The organism is Shimia sp. FJ5 (assembly GCF_032918335.1).
Lineage (GTDB): Bacteria > Pseudomonadota > Alphaproteobacteria > Rhodobacterales > Rhodobacteraceae > Shimia > Shimia aestuarii_A.
Window position 1 is genome coordinate 87,022 of record NZ_JAWJUV010000006.1, and the last position, 17,659, is coordinate 104,680.

Annotated in this window: 14 protein-coding genes and 4 pseudogenes; 6 read left to right on the forward strand and 12 right to left on the reverse strand. The window is 58.8% G+C overall.

Going from position 1 to position 17,659, the window contains the following annotated elements:
- Positions 1-64: 64 nt before the first annotated feature.
- The 3 genes and pseudogenes from R1W01_RS16440 to R1W01_RS16450 all read right to left on the reverse strand — a co-directional run.
- Complete coding sequence (locus R1W01_RS16440; protein WP_243614215.1) at positions 65-1,231, reverse strand: acyl-CoA dehydrogenase family protein; 1,167 nt, start codon at positions 1,229-1,231, stop codon at positions 65-67.
- On the reverse strand, positions 1,228-2,439 hold the full coding sequence (locus R1W01_RS16445) for a CaiB/BaiF CoA transferase family protein (protein WP_243614216.1): 1,212 nt from the start codon (positions 2,437-2,439) through the stop codon (positions 1,228-1,230). Before R1W01_RS16445 ends, R1W01_RS16440 begins: the two co-directional genes overlap by 4 nt.
- Before the next feature lie 123 nt (positions 2,440-2,562).
- A pseudogene (locus tag R1W01_RS16450) lies at positions 2,563-2,985 on the reverse strand (IS66 family transposase); the annotation flags it as partial.
- Here R1W01_RS16450 and R1W01_RS16455 point away from each other — a divergent pair.
- A complete protein-coding gene (locus R1W01_RS16455) occupies positions 2,942-3,175 on the forward strand; it encodes a hypothetical protein (RefSeq protein WP_317275323.1) in 234 nt (77 codons plus the stop codon). The pseudogene R1W01_RS16450 and the gene R1W01_RS16455 sit on opposite strands and share 44 nt — an antisense overlap.
- Positions 3,176-3,187: 12 nt before the next feature.
- Here R1W01_RS16455 and R1W01_RS16460 read toward each other — a convergent pair.
- The 9 genes and pseudogenes from R1W01_RS16460 to R1W01_RS16500 all read right to left on the reverse strand — a co-directional run.
- A pseudogene (locus R1W01_RS16460) lies at positions 3,188-3,928 on the reverse strand (efflux RND transporter permease subunit); the annotation flags it as partial.
- A gap of 113 nt (positions 3,929-4,041) precedes the next feature.
- Positions 4,042-5,390, reverse strand: a pseudogene (locus tag R1W01_RS16465) (IS1182 family transposase); the annotation flags it as partial.
- Between the two features lie 31 nt (positions 5,391-5,421).
- Positions 5,422-5,655 carry a hypothetical protein gene (locus R1W01_RS16470; RefSeq protein ID WP_243614217.1) on the reverse strand — a complete coding sequence of 78 codons (234 nt, stop codon included), beginning with the start codon at positions 5,653-5,655 and terminating at the stop codon, positions 5,422-5,424.
- Between the two features lie 216 nt (positions 5,656-5,871).
- The gene (locus R1W01_RS16475; RefSeq protein WP_243614218.1) at positions 5,872-6,036 is read right to left on the reverse strand and encodes a hypothetical protein; all 165 of its coding nucleotides are present in this window, start codon (positions 6,034-6,036) and stop codon (positions 5,872-5,874) included.
- Positions 6,037-6,047: 11 nt separating this feature from the next.
- Positions 6,048-6,764 (reverse strand): efflux RND transporter permease subunit, encoded by a 717-nt coding sequence (locus tag R1W01_RS16480; RefSeq protein WP_317275324.1) that lies wholly within the window; start codon positions 6,762-6,764, stop codon positions 6,048-6,050.
- Positions 6,734-7,798, reverse strand: a complete 1,065-nt coding sequence (locus R1W01_RS16485; protein WP_279391827.1) for an efflux RND transporter permease subunit — start codon at positions 7,796-7,798, stop codon at positions 6,734-6,736. Before R1W01_RS16485 ends, R1W01_RS16480 begins: the two co-directional genes overlap by 31 nt.
- Positions 7,799-7,825: 27 nt before the next feature.
- Positions 7,826-8,737, reverse strand: coding sequence for an efflux RND transporter periplasmic adaptor subunit (locus R1W01_RS16490; RefSeq protein ID WP_279391830.1), 912 nt, complete (start codon positions 8,735-8,737; stop codon positions 7,826-7,828).
- A gap of 70 nt (positions 8,738-8,807) precedes the next feature.
- Positions 8,808-9,494, reverse strand: coding sequence for an IS6 family transposase (locus R1W01_RS16495; protein ID WP_243614220.1), 687 nt, complete (start codon positions 9,492-9,494; stop codon positions 8,808-8,810).
- A 55-nt stretch (positions 9,495-9,549) separates the two neighbouring features.
- A pseudogene (locus R1W01_RS16500) lies at positions 9,550-10,670 on the reverse strand (IS110 family transposase).
- A gap of 630 nt (positions 10,671-11,300) precedes the next feature.
- On the opposite strand from R1W01_RS16500, the gene nadA reads away from it, so the two are divergent.
- From nadA to R1W01_RS16525, 5 genes are all read left to right on the forward strand, one after another.
- Positions 11,301-12,353: a quinolinate synthase NadA gene (gene nadA, locus R1W01_RS16505; RefSeq protein ID WP_243614221.1), complete on the forward strand. Its 1,053-nt coding sequence runs from the start codon at positions 11,301-11,303 to the stop codon at positions 12,351-12,353.
- 4 nt (positions 12,354-12,357) lie between these two features.
- The gene (locus R1W01_RS16510) at positions 12,358-13,929 is read left to right on the forward strand and encodes an L-aspartate oxidase (protein ID WP_317275325.1); all 1,572 of its coding nucleotides are present in this window, start codon (positions 12,358-12,360) and stop codon (positions 13,927-13,929) included.
- Positions 13,926-14,774, forward strand: coding sequence for a carboxylating nicotinate-nucleotide diphosphorylase (nadC, locus tag R1W01_RS16515; protein WP_243614223.1), 849 nt, complete (start codon positions 13,926-13,928; stop codon positions 14,772-14,774). Before R1W01_RS16510 ends, nadC begins: the two co-directional genes overlap by 4 nt.
- A gap of 295 nt (positions 14,775-15,069) precedes the next feature.
- Positions 15,070-16,683: a hypothetical protein gene (locus R1W01_RS16520; protein WP_243614224.1), complete on the forward strand. Its 1,614-nt coding sequence runs from the start codon at positions 15,070-15,072 to the stop codon at positions 16,681-16,683.
- A complete protein-coding gene (locus tag R1W01_RS16525; protein WP_243614225.1) occupies positions 16,658-17,605 on the forward strand; it encodes an alpha/beta fold hydrolase in 948 nt (315 codons plus the stop codon). Before R1W01_RS16520 ends, R1W01_RS16525 begins: the two co-directional genes overlap by 26 nt.
- The last annotated feature ends 54 nt before the right edge of the window (positions 17,606-17,659 follow it).

Genomic DNA, 17,659 nt, shown 5'->3' on the forward strand with positions numbered 1-17,659 from the left:
TCTAACGTATGTTAGAAAACTGGTCAAGTCACCTTTTCCCACCAGCCCCGCCTGTCATCTCCGATCAGTAAGACTTTGGAAGCCCAAGGGCTTTTTCTGCTATGAACGACAAAAGCATCTGCGGTGTCACCGGTACGATGCGGAAAAGCAGAGCCTCCCGCACTAACCGCTCCACGTGATATTCCTTGGCATATCCGAATCCGCCAAATGTAATTTGTGCGGCTTCGGTCGCCTCAACCGCGGCGTCGGCGGCCAAAAGTTTGGCGGCGTTCGCTTCGACGCCGCAGGGCTCTCCCGCATCGTAAAGGGTGGCGGCGTGCATCACCATGAGATTGGCAGATTCCACTCGCGCCCAGGCTTTGGCGAGTGGATGCTGAACACCCTGATTTTGGCCGATCGGGCGGTCAAAAATCACACGTTCGTTTGCATAATGTGCCGCTCGCGCCAGTGCGTTGCGCGCAATACCGATGCATTCACCGGCCACCAGGATGCGTTCGGGATTCAACCCGTGCAAAATTTGCCTAAAGCCTTTGCCCTCCTCCCCGATCAGGTCCTCAGCCGGAATCGGCAATCCATCGATGAAGACTTCGTTCGAATCGACAGCCTTTCGACCCATCTTTTCGATCTCTCGCACGTCAACGAAATTTCGGTCGAGATCTGTATAGAACAGGCTCAGCCCTTCGGTCGGGCTGCTCACATCCTCAAGCCGCGTTGTTCTGGCCAGAAGCAACATCTTGTCTGCCACCTGCGCGGTAGAAATCCAGACTTTTTGTCCGTGCACGACATATCTGTCCCCCCGCCGCACCGCCATGGTCTTCAGCTTTGTGGTATCCAGCCCCGTCGTCGGTTCGGTCACGGCGAAACAGGCCTTTTCATCGCCTGCTATTAGAGGGCCAAGCATACGCGCGCGCTGCTCATCGGTCCCAAACTTCACCACCGGGTTGAGCCCGAAAATGTTCATGTGGATGGCCGAGGCTCCGCTTGCGCCGGCCCCCGACTCGGCGATTGCCTGCATCATTATGGTCGCCTCGGTGATCCCCAGACCCGCGCCGCCGACAGCTTCTGGCATGGCGATACCTAGCCAGCCGCCATCGGCCATTGCCCTGTGCAGTTCATGGGGAAAACCACCGTTGCGATCCCGATCCAGCCAGTAGTCGTCGTCGAACCTTGCGCAAATCCGCAGAACCTGGTCGCGAATCTCTTGTTGGTCGGCGGTCAATCGAAATGTCATAGCGCGCGCCCTCTTTCCAATCTTACGAGCCCAGCCTCACATAGGGCAGCGATCCGCTCATCGTCAAAACCAAGATCACGCAGAATGCTTTGGCTGTCTGCGCCAGGCGGTCGTCCCAGCCAACGAAGCTGACCGGGCGTCGCGCTGAGATGAGGGACCGGACCAATGACCTGAGTCTGTTCGCCAGCGACCGACACGATATCCCCGCGATGGCGTATCTGCTCGTTCGTCGCGATTTCCTCGACACTCAACACACGCGAGGCAACGGCATCATGGCGGGCGAATACCGCCTCCACTTCCTTAGCCGTGTGCTGCATGACAAAATCATTGATCGCATCGAAGACCACAGCCATGTGCTGCGACATCTCGCCGAGTGTCGCAAACCGCGGATCATCGGCAAGGGCGTCCCCGCCGACTGCCCGCAACAGTCGTTGCGCGGTTTCCGCGCTCCCTGCTGAAACGGTCAGCCACACCCCATCGGACGTTCGGAACATCCCCCCCGGAGCAAAGTCCATCGGCTGGCGAAGCCCATTGCGCCGCGGCGAGAGGTTCGCGCCCGTCAATGCGGGAACCGGATAATCCATTAACCGAAGCAGGGCCTCGAACACTGCAAGATCGACGACCTGACCGCGTGCTATCCCCTTTTCGCGAGCAAATAGCGCGATCATGATTCCCAAAGCGCCCACTAGCCCTGTCGTGCTGTCGGCCGCCGGAAAGCCGGGGTGCATCGGCGGCCCTTCGGGAAAACCGGTCAGATGTGCCAAACCACTCATGGCCTCTGCAGCACGTCCAAACGCTGGCACGTCGCGCATCGGACCGTCCTGTCCGTAACCTGAAACCCGCAAAACAACCAAGTCCGGGTTCCAATCGTGCAAGACGTCTGGTCCAACACCAGCACGTTCTAGCACACCCGGACGGAAATTTTCGATCAGCACGTCGGCATCTTCGACCAACTTTCGCAGGATGTCCCGGCCCTCGTCGGACTTCCAGTCCAGGCCTAGTGTTTTCTTGTTACGGCCCAAAGTCTTCCACCAGACGCCCACCCCATCCTCTGCCTTGGGTCCAAGGTCGCGCATCATATCCGTCCGGTTGGGGGCTTCGATCTTGATGACATCTGCACCAAAATCCGAGAGTAAAGCTGCCGCAAGTGGTCCGGCAATTACGTGACCAAGTTCTATAATCTTCAGTTGATCAAGGGGTCCAGACATCTGCACTTTCGACTTTGCTAATTTTCTAATGGTTGTTCGATTCCTAGCAAAGGCGAAGTCGGACCTCAAGATTCAAAGGTAATCACTTCCCCAAAAACGTAACCGCCCGGTTGTTACCGCGGATCAGTTCATCGGCGTCCAGTTCCATGAAAGCAGTTCGTTGAGCGGGTTGGTCATGTGATTGTGGATGCGGTCGAGGATTTCGGCCAGCCAGGCTTGCCGATCGTGGCCGTTCATCTTGGCTGTCTCGACAAGGGACATCGCCCGGGACAGCGTTTCGCCACCGCTGTCGGAGCCTGCAGAAAGTCAGTTTTTTCGCCCGATGCTGATCGGGCGCATGACGCGCTCGGCGGTGGTGTCGTCGATGCCGACGCGGCCATCTCCAAGGAAGAGCTCGAATGACGGCCAGCAGCTGAGACCATAGCGGAAGGCCTTCGCGAGATCGTCCTTGCCGGGAATGCGTAGCAGTTGGGCCTCGGTCCATGCCTTGAAGGCCTAGACCATGGAGCGGGAGTGCGCCTGGCGTGCTGCCAGCCGCAGTTTCGCTGTCTTTCTTGCCCACCCGAACTATGGCCTGCCGTGCGTTCTTTCAGGCCTGTGGGACGAAGCGCTCGTCTTTGGCGGCACCGAAGTGGCTCCGACATTCGGCGGTTTTCTCGAAGGCGCGCTTGAGGCGACGGAACATGCCTACACCGTCCTTAAGACGGGTCGAGGGCGCTCAGAGAAACGCTTATAACTGCATCTACGTTCAGGCTGTCGCTGGGGAACCTGAAGGAGCGTTTTCTTGTTTAGGCGGCTTGATCAAGAAGAACAGCGCATACAATACCGGCACCGCGACCAGTGTCAGGATCGAGGCGAACGCGAGGCCACCCATGATTGTGACAGCCATCGATGCGAAGAAGGCGTCTGATATGAGCGGAGTCATACCGAAAATCGTTGTGCCCGCAGCCAGCACGACGGGCCTCAAACGGCTGACCGAGCCATCGATTACCGCCTGATAGTCCTCGACACCTTCGGCGCGTTGCTGATCGATTTCTTCCACCAGCACAATGGCATTCTTCATCAGCATCCCGGAAAGGGACAAGAAGCCGAGAAGGGCCGTGAACGGTAGCCCAGTGAACAGCAGATCGAGAACCATCCCCGTGACCGACATCGGAACCACGAGCCACAGGATCAGTGGCTGGCGCACTTTGTTGAACATCAGGATCGAAATTGTCAGCATTACCAGAAAACCCAAGGGAAGCTGTTTGCCGAGACTTGCCTGCGCTTCTCCCGCGCTTTCGAACTCGCCACCCCATTCCATCGTGTAGCCTTCGGGAAGCCGAATGGCTTCGATATCAGAGCGGACACTGCGAAAGGCCTCATCTGCTGTCAGGTCGCCGCCTGCACCGCCGAGGACCGTTATCGTACGCTCACGGTCGCGGCGGTGGATAAGGGCCTCGACGAGGCGGGGCTCAAAGCCGGAGACGAGGTTGGCCATCGGCACATAGCCGATTCAGTTGAAAAAATATTGTTTGCGAGTGCAGAAATGGCACTTTCCAATCCGGCGCGAGCGCCTTTCTGATCAGGCTTTTCGCATTTGCTGCGGTGCAGGAAAAATTTTTTGGCCAGTTTGCGGAGGTTTTGGGCGGTGGCGGCGAGCAGAAATTCGTCATTTGCACCGCATGGACCACGTAGTCGGAGCCGACCGAGGCCGAGAATGCGTTTAAGGTAGGCGAAGAGCATTTCGACCTTCTTCCTGAGCTTCATCGCAATCGCGTATTCAACCGTTCTAGCCAGATCCCTGGCAACTTGACGGGCATCTTCGTGTTCTTCACGGGTGATCGATCTGGCATCGGCATTGGGACAGCACTTCGGCTTGGATGGGCAAACCTGACAGTTCAGCTTCATCGCACGATACTTCGCGGTAGCCTTGCCTGTCGGGCCCCGGTTCGGATCGGAATAATTCCGGCGGAACTGCTTGAGCGCGTGACCTTCGGGGCAGATGTATTGGTCGTTCTGCGCATCCCAATCGAAGTCGACCCGTGTCCAGGTGCCATCGTTGCGACCAGATTTGTCGATCACCGGGATGTAAGGATCGATCTTGCGATCCACGAGCCAGCCGAGCATCGGGCCTGAGCCATATGCGGTGTCGGCAATCATCCAGTCAGGGACCAGGCCGAACTTGTCCTTCACCCGTGTCAGCATGGTTTTTGTCGATCCAACCTCGACTTGCCGGATGGATCGGGTGGGTTCCACATCCAAGATGACACCGTGATCCGTGTCGATGAGGTAATTGTCGGAATAACTAAAGAAAGCGGGACCTTTGCGGGCTGCTGTCCACTGACTGGCGGGATCGGAATGCGAGGTAACTTGGGCTGCACCTCGCTGGCCGCACCGAAGGCGGCCTCATCCAGCGTGTCGAGATATTCGCGCACGGCGCGGGGCGCATCAGCCGGATCGATGTGCGTCGCATCCCAGTCTTCCTTCGGCGTGGAGTTCTGTTTGTTGGCATCGGCCTCGATCAGGCTGGCGTCCACTGCCATACGCTGGCCGCTAGCAAATCCTTCTTCGATGCAACGCGCGACAGTCGTCTCGAACAGGTGGCGTAGCAGTTCGCCGTCGCGAAACCGGCCATGCCGGTTCTTGGAAAAGGTGGAATGGTCGGGGACGCGGTCGCTCAGATCGAGACGGCAGAACCAGCGATACGCGAGGTTCAAATGCACCTCTTCGCAGAGCCGCCGCTCCGAACGGATCCCGAAACAATAGCCCACCAGAAGCATGCGGATCAGAAGCTCCGGGTCGACCGAAGGACGCCCGGTGTGGCTGTAGAAGTCTGCCAGATGCGTTCGAATACTGCTCAGATCGACGAACCGATCAATCGACCGTAGCAGGTGATCCTGGGGAACGTGATCTTCCAGAGAGAACTCATAAAACAGCGCCGCTTGCGCCTCCTGCCTTGGTCCCAACATCGTTCAATCCCTCCCGATGGGAAGAATTGAATCAGCAGTGCAGCTCTCGATCAAGGAAGAGTTTTTCAGAAAATAAGGCATTTGCACCCGGCGACCAGACGGAGAGATCGCGCAAACGATCCAGCCCGTCGCGCTCGACCTCGGGACGCCGCAGATACATCGGGATTTCGGCATCGCCTTCGCGCAGGGTGCCGACCCGCAGGCCCGAGGTGCCGTATTGCACGGTGTCGGCGATCGAAGCGCGAGTCGCACCGGCCAACCGCATGCGAGCCTCGTCGACGATGGGTTCGACGAGAATTTCGCGCTGCCGCCAGTCTGTGCGCGGGTTTGTGATCGTGCCGGCCTCGTCGAAGATCGCAAGCGCGTTATCCGATAGCTGCCGAAGGACAACTGAATCGGGTCCGGAAAACCGGATGGCGACATCGGCCCCGGCAGGCGGACCGAAGACGATCTCCTCGACGCGGATAAGAGCATTGGGGAATTACGCCGGCAGTTTGCGATTGAGACGCGCCGCAACATCGGGGATGAGTGTGGCATCGGTCGCACGCACGATCAGCTGACCGTAGCTCGCATCGGCCTGCTCAGGGTTGTAGGTCAGCATGAAGCGGCTGGCCCCTCGTCCGACAAGCGTCGTCACGTCCGTCACGATCTCCTCGCCTAAGATGATCGCCTCCAGCCGAGCGATTTCTTCATTCGTGACTCGAATGTCCGTGCCTTGCGGCATCTGGAATTCGACGTAGAATATCGGGGTGTTCGACGCCGGAAAAAAGCCTGCTTGACCTGACCAAAGGCCATGACCGACCAGACCGTGATTCCGACGATCGTCAGGACGACGAGCACGCGGGCGCGCAGCGCCAGCCTGAGGAAACCGCGGTAGGCCAAATAGACGAAGCCACGATAGGGGTCTTTGGAGGTGTCTTTTGGTGCCTTCAGAAGGAGCTTCCCAAGATAGGGTGTAACGGTTACGGCGAGAATCCAGCTCATCAGCAAAGAAATCGCGATAACCGCGAAGAGCGAAAACAGAAATTCGCCGGTGGCATCTGGCGACAGTCCAATTCCAGAGAACGCCATGATCCCGATCACGGTGGCCCCAAACAGAGGAAGCGATGTCGCGGTCTCGGTATCGGCGGCGGCGTCTTCGGCGGACTTGCCCCGCGCCATGCCAATCAGCATGCCTTCGGCGATCACGATGGCGTTGTCGACCAGCATACCCATAGCGATGATCAGTGCCCCGAGACTGATCCGTTCCATCTCGATGCCGAAGACAGACATGAAAAACAGCGTGGAAAACACCGTGAGGCCCAGCGTGGCACCCACAACCAAACCCGCGCGCCAACCCATGGTCAGCATCTGCGCCCCGATGACGATGGCCACGGATGACCGAGGCCGACGAGAAAGCTCGAGACCGCTTCGTCGACGACCTTATGCTGTTTATAGATCGGTACGATCTCGACGCCGTCCGGCAATTCGGTCTTCAGCTGGTCCAGCCGTGCCTCGACCGATCTGCCGACCTCGACAACGTTGCGGTCCACGAGCGCAGAGACCCCGAGGGTGAAGGCCCGCGTGCCATTGTGACGCACGATCTGGCTCGGCCGCACTGGCTCCTCGCGGACCACGCGAGCGATGTCGTAGAGCGCAATCTGCCCGACCTCTCCGGGGGCGCCGAGCCGCAGCGCCTCAATGCCCTGGACGCTGACATAACCCGGCGGAACGGACACGCCCAGCCGAGACAGCCGTTCGCTGATCTCGCCGTTGGAGAAAATCTGGTTTTCGTCGGCGATGATACCGAGGATCTGGTCCGGTGGCAGCCCCAGTTCGGTCAGGCGCGCCGAAGGGACCGAAATGATGATCTCTTCTTCAGCCAGCCCCTGAACCTCGAACTTGGCCACCCCGTCGACGATGACCAGGCCGCGCCGCAGTTTAGTCGCGAGGTCTCGCTGTTCAAAGGCGTTCAACCCATCGGCCGTCACAGCGTAGAACATGCCGTAGACGTCGCCGAAATCGTCATTGATGATCGGAGACTGCGCACCGGAGGGGAGCACTCTTTCGATGTCGCGGATGCGGCGGCGCATTTCGTCCCAGACCTGCGGGATCTCGTCGGGCCCATAGGTCATCTCGATCTCGACCGTGATCTGGGCCATGCCCGGCATGGATTTCGATTCCACCCGGTCGAGCTGCTTCATCTGTTGGAGTGCGCTTTCCACGACATCGGTGACTTCCTCTTCCACCTCCATCGCCGTCGCGCCCGGATAGGGCACGAAAACGAGCGCCGTCTTGAGCGTGAAACTCGGGTCTTCGAGGCGACCGACCGTGTTCAGCCCCCACAAACCGCCGAGAAGGCAAAAGATAATTGCCAGCCAAACGGCGACCGGACGTCTGATGCTTGCGCGGGAAATACTCAATGTCATGGTTTCGGTGTTCCGGTCCAGGATCGTTCAGAGGCCGCGAACCGCGACTGTTTCGTTTTCCTTCGGGCGCCACCACCCGCCGGACACAACCAGTTCGTCTCCGGAGAGCCCCTCAAGCACGACGATTTCGTCGTCGTTCGGCAGCCCCAGGCGGATGGTCTTACGGGACACCCGGCCGGTCCCCTCGTCATACAGCCAGATGGACGGCTCGCTCCGGCTCGTCGTGTCGATCACCGAGACCGGGACGACTACCAACCGCGATTGCGCACCCTCCGCGGCGGCGGCTACGCGCACATTCGCCGTCATTTCGGGCAGCAATCTCGGGTCGATGGCGCCCTCTACCACGAACTCGACGTCGTAGGTTTGGGCCGTGGTGTCCGCATCGGTCACGAATGTCCGCGGATAAAGGGTTGCCTCATATTTCGGCACCGCGGGGAAAGTGGCGGCTACCCTGAATGCATCGGGCTGGGCCCGTGCCATCGCGGTGAGTTCCTCGGGCAGCGAAATCCGCACCCGCATTTCACTGATGTCCTGCAACCTGCAATCGGAGCCGCAGGGGTGACGTTCGAAAACTCCTCCAGAAAGATGCGCGCGACAATGGCGTCGAAGGGCGCGGTGACCGTGGCTTTGAGCCAAGCGTCGCTCCGCTTCACGCAGGGCGACTTCTGCCTGTGCAAGCTGCGCGCGGTTCGTTTCAAGTCGAGCGTCGGTCGCCACCCCCCTCTCGGTCAGACTCAACGCACGATCGTATTCGGATTTTGCGAGGTCGAAAGAGGCCTGTGCCCGCTCCACGGCCAATTCGAAATCGACTGGGTCGAGCGCGGCAATTAGATCGCCTTTCTCAACCCGAGTCCCGGCATCTACCGTGAGGTCGGAAAGCAGACCCGAAACCTGAAAGGCGATATCCACGGTCCGGGCGGGCTCCACGCGGCCTGCCAGGCTGCGCGCCTTATCGGGTTCTGTCGCAAAGTATAATAGAGGTTAGAGATCAGCTATCCGCTGGGCACACCTATGCTGCGAGGGCGGCGAATTGCTCGAAGCCAGTTCCTTCGGAGACGGCAATTTGACCCTTGCGGATCATGTGCGCGGTTTCGATCCCAGCCAGCGTTGCGGCTGCTGAGTGGAACGCTTTGAAGCCAAGTGTCGGGCGGGTAATCCGCTTGATAAATCTGTGATCCTGCTCGACCATATTGTTCAGATATTTGCTCTGAGTGATCCGAATCAACCACCCGCTGCCTGTAAATTTCTGGATCACGTTCACGGCATGAAGCCCCGCCAGATTGGCGCTGCTCTTGTCGATAGCAAAGCGATCAGGCGTGCCATTCGCTGAAATCGCACGTTTAAAAAAACGGCGAGCGGCAGCCTTGTCCCGCTGCGCTGAGTGCATGAAATCAAGGGTTTGGCCATCCCGATCAACGGCGCGATAAAGATAAGCCCACTGACCTTTAACCTGGACATAGGTTTCATCCATCCGCCACGCGCTGGCTGTCTGGCGCTTTTGCTTTTGTGCCTTGGCCGCGAGAGCTGTCGAAAACTTCACCACCCACCTGTTCAGTGTCGCATGGTCGACGTCGACACCACGCTCTGCCATGATCTCCTCCAAATCTCGATGAGAAACCGCGTATCTGACATAGAAGTACACCGCGTAAAGGATCGCGCTCTTGGGGTAGCGCGCCCCTTTGAAACTCATCGCCATTCTACCTGCCCGCTTTTTTGTGCAATCGCATAACGACCATCACTCCGCAACGGAACTACAGACCTTGCGACAGAACCCTTCGACGCCCTTCCAAGAGACAAGCGGCGATTTGTGTCTGATTAATTTCTTTATGCCGCCGAATGATGATGCCGAAGACTTCTCGCGCGATATAGCGTTTCAGGCTGCGAATGGCTTCCATTTTCGAGTTTCCGGCCGCAATGCGCTTGGCAACATAGTCTTGGGTCCGAGGGTCCAGCCGTAAACGTCCTATCGCGATGATGTGGATCGCGCTGTTGGCGGCGCGATCACCGCCTCTGTTCAGCCTATGTCGAACCGTTTTCCCTGATGAAGCAGGAACGGGACTAACGCCGCACAGAGCCGCAAAGCTTGCCTCGGACTTCAATCGCTCGGGATTGTCTCCGGCTGTCAACAACAGCTGTGCCGCACTGTTCAGGCCAATCGCAGTTTGCTCCAGAAGCTCGGGGGCAAGATCTTTGACGATCGCTTCGATCATATCGTCCAGATCGGCAATCTCGTCATGCAGCTCAAGATAACGCCGCGCCAGGGATTTTAGGGCTATGCGATAGGCCTCTTCTACCTCCCGATACGCCGGAGATCGGGCCGCCAGGCCGCCAGCGTGCGGATCAGCTGCATTCTTGTCATCTGGCGCAGAGGCTCGTTCAATCTGTCAGGTGCCCAGACAATCGTGGTCTGGATCATCTGTAAAGCAATGCGGCGCGCCTGAACGGCTGTCTTTCGACAAACCTTTAAAACGCGAAGACTTTCGTCCATACCGTCGCGGCTCATTGGTGTGACCGTGTGCTGTCCGGAAGAAGCAGCATGGGCTGCACTTTCCGCATCGAAGTTGTCGTTCTTACCGCGACGGCGGCGGGCATGTTGGTCAGGGGATGTGACCACTTCCAGCACTTTGACGTCCGCAGTTTGTAGATAGCGCAACAACCCTGCACCATAACTGCACGAACATTCGATGCCGACGCGTTGCAGATCACAGAATGAACGAATCCACTCCAACATCATGCGATGTCCATGCCGTATGGTTGTGAAGTTCTCGGTGCCGAGCACACGGTCGTATTGGTCGACGACGGCAGCAACATGTAAATCTTTGTGGGTATCGACGCCTCCGACGACGTGAGATGTGTCTGGTTGTTTAGCCAATTGACGATTCTTTCCTGCGGCAAGTGAACGAGCGTCGCCTCGATGAATGCAGGGACAGGACAGTCATGAGACCGGATGGTCAGGCCCTTCTCGGGTCACGGCAGCATCTCTGAGACAAGCTCGCCGCAAGGCGTTCCCGGATGATCGAGAGGTCCATGGAAAAGACACGTGTCAGGTCGGTCGTTGTTTGGGTCAAACCAAGCCGGAAAGCCATGCGGCACCACCTCATCGAACGGTCGATCAGTGTTTGAGTCAAACCATCCGAGAACTAGTTCCTATCATATGACTATCCGTATTCATGATCTCGGGCGAGCCGAGTTTGGCCACAGCCTCCTTCAATGCTTCGACGCAGAAGTCGGCATGCATCATGTTCGATTCCGATGTCCTCTCAAAACGCGAGAATTCCTACTGAAGGCCCGCTTCGGCCTGAAGTTTTTTCCGCGCACTGACGCCCGAGTCCGGAACCATGTTCCGGCGGATTTCGATACATGTTGGCGAGTGACATCAAAATATTCCGTTCTCTCAAACTTGCCCTTACGTCACTCAGCCCGTAGAAACGTCTCAATCGACACGATCCAAGTGCGGTCGCACCCTTTGCAGCGGCCCCAATAGACTCGAGGATTTCTCCCCTTGCTCGACCAGATTGCGCTACGCGCCGAACTCGCCGATCACTACGATCTCTGTCCTTCCATCGAAATTGCTGAAGCAAATGCTGACATTTTCGCCCGGATGGATCGTGTTGTGACGCCACCCGACTGGGCTATCTATGCGCCCTACGTGGCGGCGATCAACAAGCTCAAGAAAGAACGCAATGCAGTAATCCTGGCGCACAACTACATGACGCCCGAGATCTATCACGGCATCGCCGACGTAGTCGGCGACAGTCTCCAGCTCGCCATCGAGGCGACCAAGGTCGAGGCGAACGTCATTGTTCAGTGTGGCGTACATTTCATGGCCGAGACCTCGAAAATCCTGAACCCATCCAAGACAGTGCTGATGCCCGATATGGCGGCAGGCTGCTCGCTGGCTGAGAGTATTGCCGCCGAAGGCATAGCTGAGATGCGCGCCAAGTATCCCGGCGCGCCGGTCGTTTCCTATGTGAACACCACAGCAGAGGTGAAGGCGGCGTCCGACATCTGCTGCACATCGTCCAACGCTGCGCAGATCGTACGCGGGCTGGATAGCGACACAGTCATTATGACACCGGACAAGTATTTGGCGCAGAACATCGCCAATCTGGTGCCGGAGAAAAACATCGTGTGGTGGGACGGTGCTTGCATAGTGCACGAACAATACAGCGCGCAGGACCTGCGGGACTTCCGTGAATGGAACCCCAGCACAAGAATCATCGCGCATCCCGAATGTCCACCCGACGTGGTGGCCGAAGCTGATTTTTCCGGCTCGACCAGCGCGATTATCGATTATGTCACGCGGCAGCGCCCGGATAAGGCGATGCTGGTGACAGAATGCTCGATGGCCTCCAACATTTCGGACGCGCTGCCGGAAGTGGATTTCGTCGGGCCGTGCAACATGTGCCCCTATATGAAGAAGATTACGCTGGAAAAGGTACTGTGGTCGCTCCACACGATGGAAGGCGCGGTCGAGGTCGACCCCCAGGTCGCCGACAAGGCTCGCGTCGCCGTTCAGCGCATGATTGACCTTTCTGCCAAGATGGCCGGCTAGGGCAATGACGACAATCGACACGGACCGCGTGATTATCGTGGGCGCAGGGCTGGCGGCGCAATATGCCGTGCTGAAACTGGCCCCGCGTCCGGTGCTGATGATCTCGCCCGAAGCACTAGGGACCGGTGCGTCCTCAGCCTGGGCCCAGGGTGGTGTGGCGGCAGCGATGGACCCGGCGGACAGCGCCAATGCCCATGCCCGCGATACCGTCACCGCCGGGGCGGGCACGGTAGATCTGGACGTGGCCATATCTGTCACCGCCGAGGCGCGCGAACATATCCTTGACCTGACCAGGCTAGGAACGCCCTTCGATCGTAATACTGACGGATCTTATGTGCTGTCGCGTGAGGCGGCGCACAGCTTTGCCCGCGTCGCCCGGGTGCAAGGCGATCAGGCCGGGGCAGAGATCATGCGCGCCCTGACGGCGCAGGTGCGCGAGGCAGATCATATTCAGGTGCTCGAAGGCGTGATGGCCACGGGACTTGAGGTTTCGGGCGGCCATGTCACCGGCGTGGCCGTTGCCCGCTGCGATCAGGGGCAAAGTGCCAGCATCACCCTGTGCGGCACCGCAGTTCTTCTGGCCGGGGGCGGATCGGGCGGGCTTTATGCGCTGACGACCAACCCGCCGCGCATCCGGGGTCAGGTGATCGGCATGGCCGCCCGCGCCGGCGCGCAGATCGCCGACGCAGAATTCGTGCAATTCCACCCGACGGCCATGGCCTGCGGCATCGACCCCGCCCCCCTGGCGACCGAGGCGCTGCGCGGCGAAGGGGCCGTGCTGGTCAACCGTCAGGGCGACCGCTTCATGCTGGACGCGCACCCGGATGCCGAACTGGCCCCGCGCGACATCGTGGCCCGCGCTGTCTATGCCCAGACGCAGGCAGGGCTGGCCCCGGCACTGGACACCCGCGCGGCATTGGGTGCAAGGATCCTGAGTGATTTCCCCGCCGTCGCTGCCGCCTGCCAGCAGACGGGGCTGGACCCGTTGACACAGGTGATCCCTGTGGCCGCCGCCGCGCATTACCTCATGGGCGGCGTGGCGACGGATGCCGACGGCGCCAGCACGCTGCGCGGCCTCTGGGCCTGTGGCGAGGTCGCCTCAACCGGATTGCATGGCGCAAACCGTCTCGCTTCGAACGGGCTACTCGAAGCGTTGGTCTATGGCCGACGCTGCGCGCTGGCAATAGACGCCGCCCTGCCCGCTCCCAAGGATGCCGCGACGGTCACTTTGCCCGATCTTCCCCCGGCGGAGACACCCAATCCTGCGCTTGTCACCCGGCTGCGGCAGGTCATGACCGATGGCGCAGGGGTGATCCGCACGGCAGAGGGGCTGACCCGCACTCTGGCCGAAATCTCCCGGATCGAAGCCGCGCAACCCGGTTGCGAGACGCTGAAGAACATGACCGCCACCGCTACCTTGATCACCGCCGCCGCACTGATGCGCCGCGAAAGCCGCGGCGCGCATTTCCGGTCGGACTTTCCCGAAGCGGACGGCGCAACCGGCATACGGTCGCTGATGACCCTGAACGACGCGCTGGCGATCCGCGCGACCACGACCCGAAAGGAACTGGCATGAGCCATACACCACTGCCCGACCTGATCCTTGAACCGCTCGTCCGCGCCGCGCTGATGGAGGATCTGGGCACCTATGGCGACATCACCACCCGCACGGTCATTCCCGCCGGCACCACCTACTCTGCGCGGCTGAATGCGCGCGAGCTGGGCGTCGTGTCGGGCCTTCAGATCGCCGCGATGGCATTCCGACTGGTGGATCCGGCACTGAAGATCACCGCACATAAGGCCGACGGCGACGTGATCGCGCCGGGCGACCTGCTGATGGAGATCACGGGCGACGCGGCCTCGATCCTGTCGGGCGAACGGGTCGCGCTGAACTTTGCTGGGCGCATGTCCGGGATCGCCACGCTGACCGCCGCCTTCGTGGCCGAGACACGCGACACCGACACCCGCGTGACCTGCACCCGCAAGACCACGCCGGGGCTGCGGATCGTCGAAAAACAGGCCGTGCTGCACGGCGGCGGATTCAACCACCGCTTCAGTCTGTCCGACGCCATCCTGATCAAGGACAACCACATCGCCGCCGCCGGAGGTATCCGGCCGGTGCTACAATCGGTCAAGGCGCAGGCTTCGCACATGATCCGCTGCGAGATAGAGGTTGATCGCCTTGACCAACTCTCCGAGGTTCTGGACGAAGGTGGGGCGGATGTCGTGCTGCTGGACAACATGGACACGCATACTCTCGTGAAAGCTGTGGAAATGTCCGCAGGGCGCATGGTGTTGGAGGCTTCGGGCAACATGAAGCTGGACCGCATAGCCGAAGTCGCTGCAACAGGTGTCGACTATATCTCCTCGGGTGCGCTGACCCATTCGGCGCAGGTCCTAGATCTCGCACTAGACTTCTGAACCGGCAATCCACTGCGCACAGATATGACCTATTCACACCTAAATATGCAGAAACATTGTGCTGCGTCTAAAGAATGATGCCGATCGGGTGTCCCCTGGCAAGCCTGTCTCCGAAGGAATGACATGATCCAATCCGCCTCACAACTCAGCCTCTCCTCGTCGGCGACAACGTCGGTATGGCGCAGCACGGTCTCCCCTCAACCCTCGACGTGGCAATGAAGACTTCGATGCTACAGCAGATCAGATCAGAATCCAGTCCATCCTCATCACTCCCTCGATCATCAGGTTTCGTTCTATGATCAAGAATGGAAAGTATTTTCACCCATTGCCAGAGCGCAATATGGGCCTCAAAGAGCTGTTCAGGCATTTCTGCGACACGGGAACCGGGCGCCCTGCGAATGCTAGCGGTTCGGCCGAAAGCGCCTGGACACCAGACCTCCTACTTGAAGCAATATCAACGTCTTCTGCTGATGCGGAAAGCCCAGAGCTCAGGACTGTACAACACTGGTTTCACGACAATGATCGCAGCATCAGCACAGCAAATATTCATCTTCTCTCACGAATATTCGGATGTGACGACCCAGTCCTAACAGTAGATGTGCGTCGTGCGCTGCTAGCAGCGCAACACCGGCTCAAAACGAAACGACGCGCGAGCTGCCGAACCACTGCAACAACCAAGGAAAGGCAGGAAAGCGCGCCGCAGTGCAACTTCCTTATGCCCAGGCTGATGGATTCGCTGTTTGCTCGCCAGCATCCCCTGACGCTCCCTGTCGTTGTTTGGACAGGGTGTGCGGCTCTTGCCATCGTAACCTTCATTTTTGGCGTAGATAGCGTGACCTACGAAGCGCGCGAAGGATTGAACAAGCAAGTTGGTTTCTTGTGGGCGCCAAGTTGGACCATTTTGCCAATCGTGATCTTGCCTCTGTTCTTATACATTGTCACCGGTGTGGTGAATGCTTGGCATCAAAGGCACCAGCCAAGGCTTTCCCAAGTCGCAAACGACGATCATCCCGACCAGCAATGGCCGCGCAAACTTCTAGCATTCAAGCACACATTCTGGAGCATCTTCGTTCTGAGCTACGGCCTTCTGTTCTTATTGCAGTGGACAGGGATCCATCTTCGCGCCCTCCTGAGCGGTGAGGCTTCAGGTTACATGATTGATTGGAACATTATCTCGCTCATGCGCCCCGATGTCGTGTCGAATTCTGCAGAGATCTTTGTTTCGCTACTCGCCTATGCCTTCTTTTCCACCTTGATGTGGCTCTTATTCGGGGGTCTCGTGTTCCTCATCGTTGTGACCAGCGCGTTCCACGACATCTGTTCATCCAAAGAACTTTCTGCCAGTGCGGCAGGACGAGATGCGGCGAACGCCTCGGCTGTTGAGTTGATCAAATCGGTCTATCGTTGCGTCGTGCTGTCGATCTTATTTGCAACCCTTATCAAGCTTCAATCGACCTACCTGATGTCGAGTGGCGAAACGATTTACCACTGGCTCGCTAACGATACCGCCTTTTTCCTCGGGCTCAGTGAGCAGGCGCCCTACCGCCTGAACACGCGTGGCATTCCACAGTTCACAACGGCCTTGCTATTGCTCGTGAGTTGCGCAGTATTTTTCGTCTGCTCGCGCCATGTCGCCCTTTCGCTTCAAGGGACTGCCTCACCGGCAGTGGCGAGACCTTGGTATAGAAAACTGCGCCAAATCCATCTTCCCGACGGCCCGAACATCCCTTGGGGCGCCATGATCGCTGTGATAGTGCTCATGTCTTTGGCACTGCTCTCGATCGGGCTCGTCAACGGCTTTTCCTGTCTTGTCGGTCTCAGTACCTTCGTGGCGGCGATGAGCCTTTATGATCCCGCCTTTGAGCCCATGAGACCAAAGTTGCATGAACGAAGCACCCTATCACCATGAGCCGGACAGGGCCGCGGCCAGTTGCGCGGCATACTGGCTTCACACCCAAGATGATGTTCGCCTACGCGTGGCGGCCTGGAAGGCACCGGCAGCTGAGCAGGGTACTATCCTCGTGTTTCCAGGGCGAACAGAGTATGCGGAAAAGTATCATCACACGGTCACGAGACTGATATCCGCGGGGTTTTCCTGTCTGGTCATTGACTGGAGAGGACAGGGCCTTTCGGACAGGCTCACGAAAGACAGCATGGTTAGCCATGTGAACCGGTTCTCTGATTACCAAATGGATGTCGCGGCGATGATCGCGGCGGCGAAGCGGCTGGATCTACCAAGACCCTGGTATCTATTGGCGCACTCGATGGGTGGCACCATTGGGCTCCGCGCCCTAGAGAAGGGTCTGCCTGTCAAGGCTTGCGCTTTCACTGCCCCCATGTGGGGTATTGAAATGTCCCCCCTCGAACGCATCGCCGCCTGGCCGCTGATGGGTGCCGCACGGGCGCTTGGACTTTCACAAGTATATGCGCCCGGCAACGCTCCACAGAAGGGCCAGTGCTATGTGCACAGCGTCCGTTTCGAGGACAACAGACTCACCCAAGACCGCGATCGGTTTCAGGCGCTGGTCCGCGAGGCGTATTCACTCCCCAACCATCAAACTGGCGCCCCGAGCGCGGGGTGGGTTTTTGAGGCTATGAATGAATGTCGCCGTTTGTCACGAATGCCCTCACCAGATTGCCCAGCCTATACGATCAGCGGAACCGAAGACGTCGTTGTCGACAACATGGCAATCAAAACCCGCATGGCAGATTGGCTCAAAGGGCAGCTACGAATCCTTGAGGGAGCCAAGCACGACCTGCTTTCCGAGCGTGATGACCTGTGCGGGGATATCTTAGGCGAGTTCATGACGTTCTTCTCGCAAAACCGATAGATTTCTCAAAACTTCTTTTTTAGCGAAAACAAGAAGTTGCGCACTTCCAGTTCG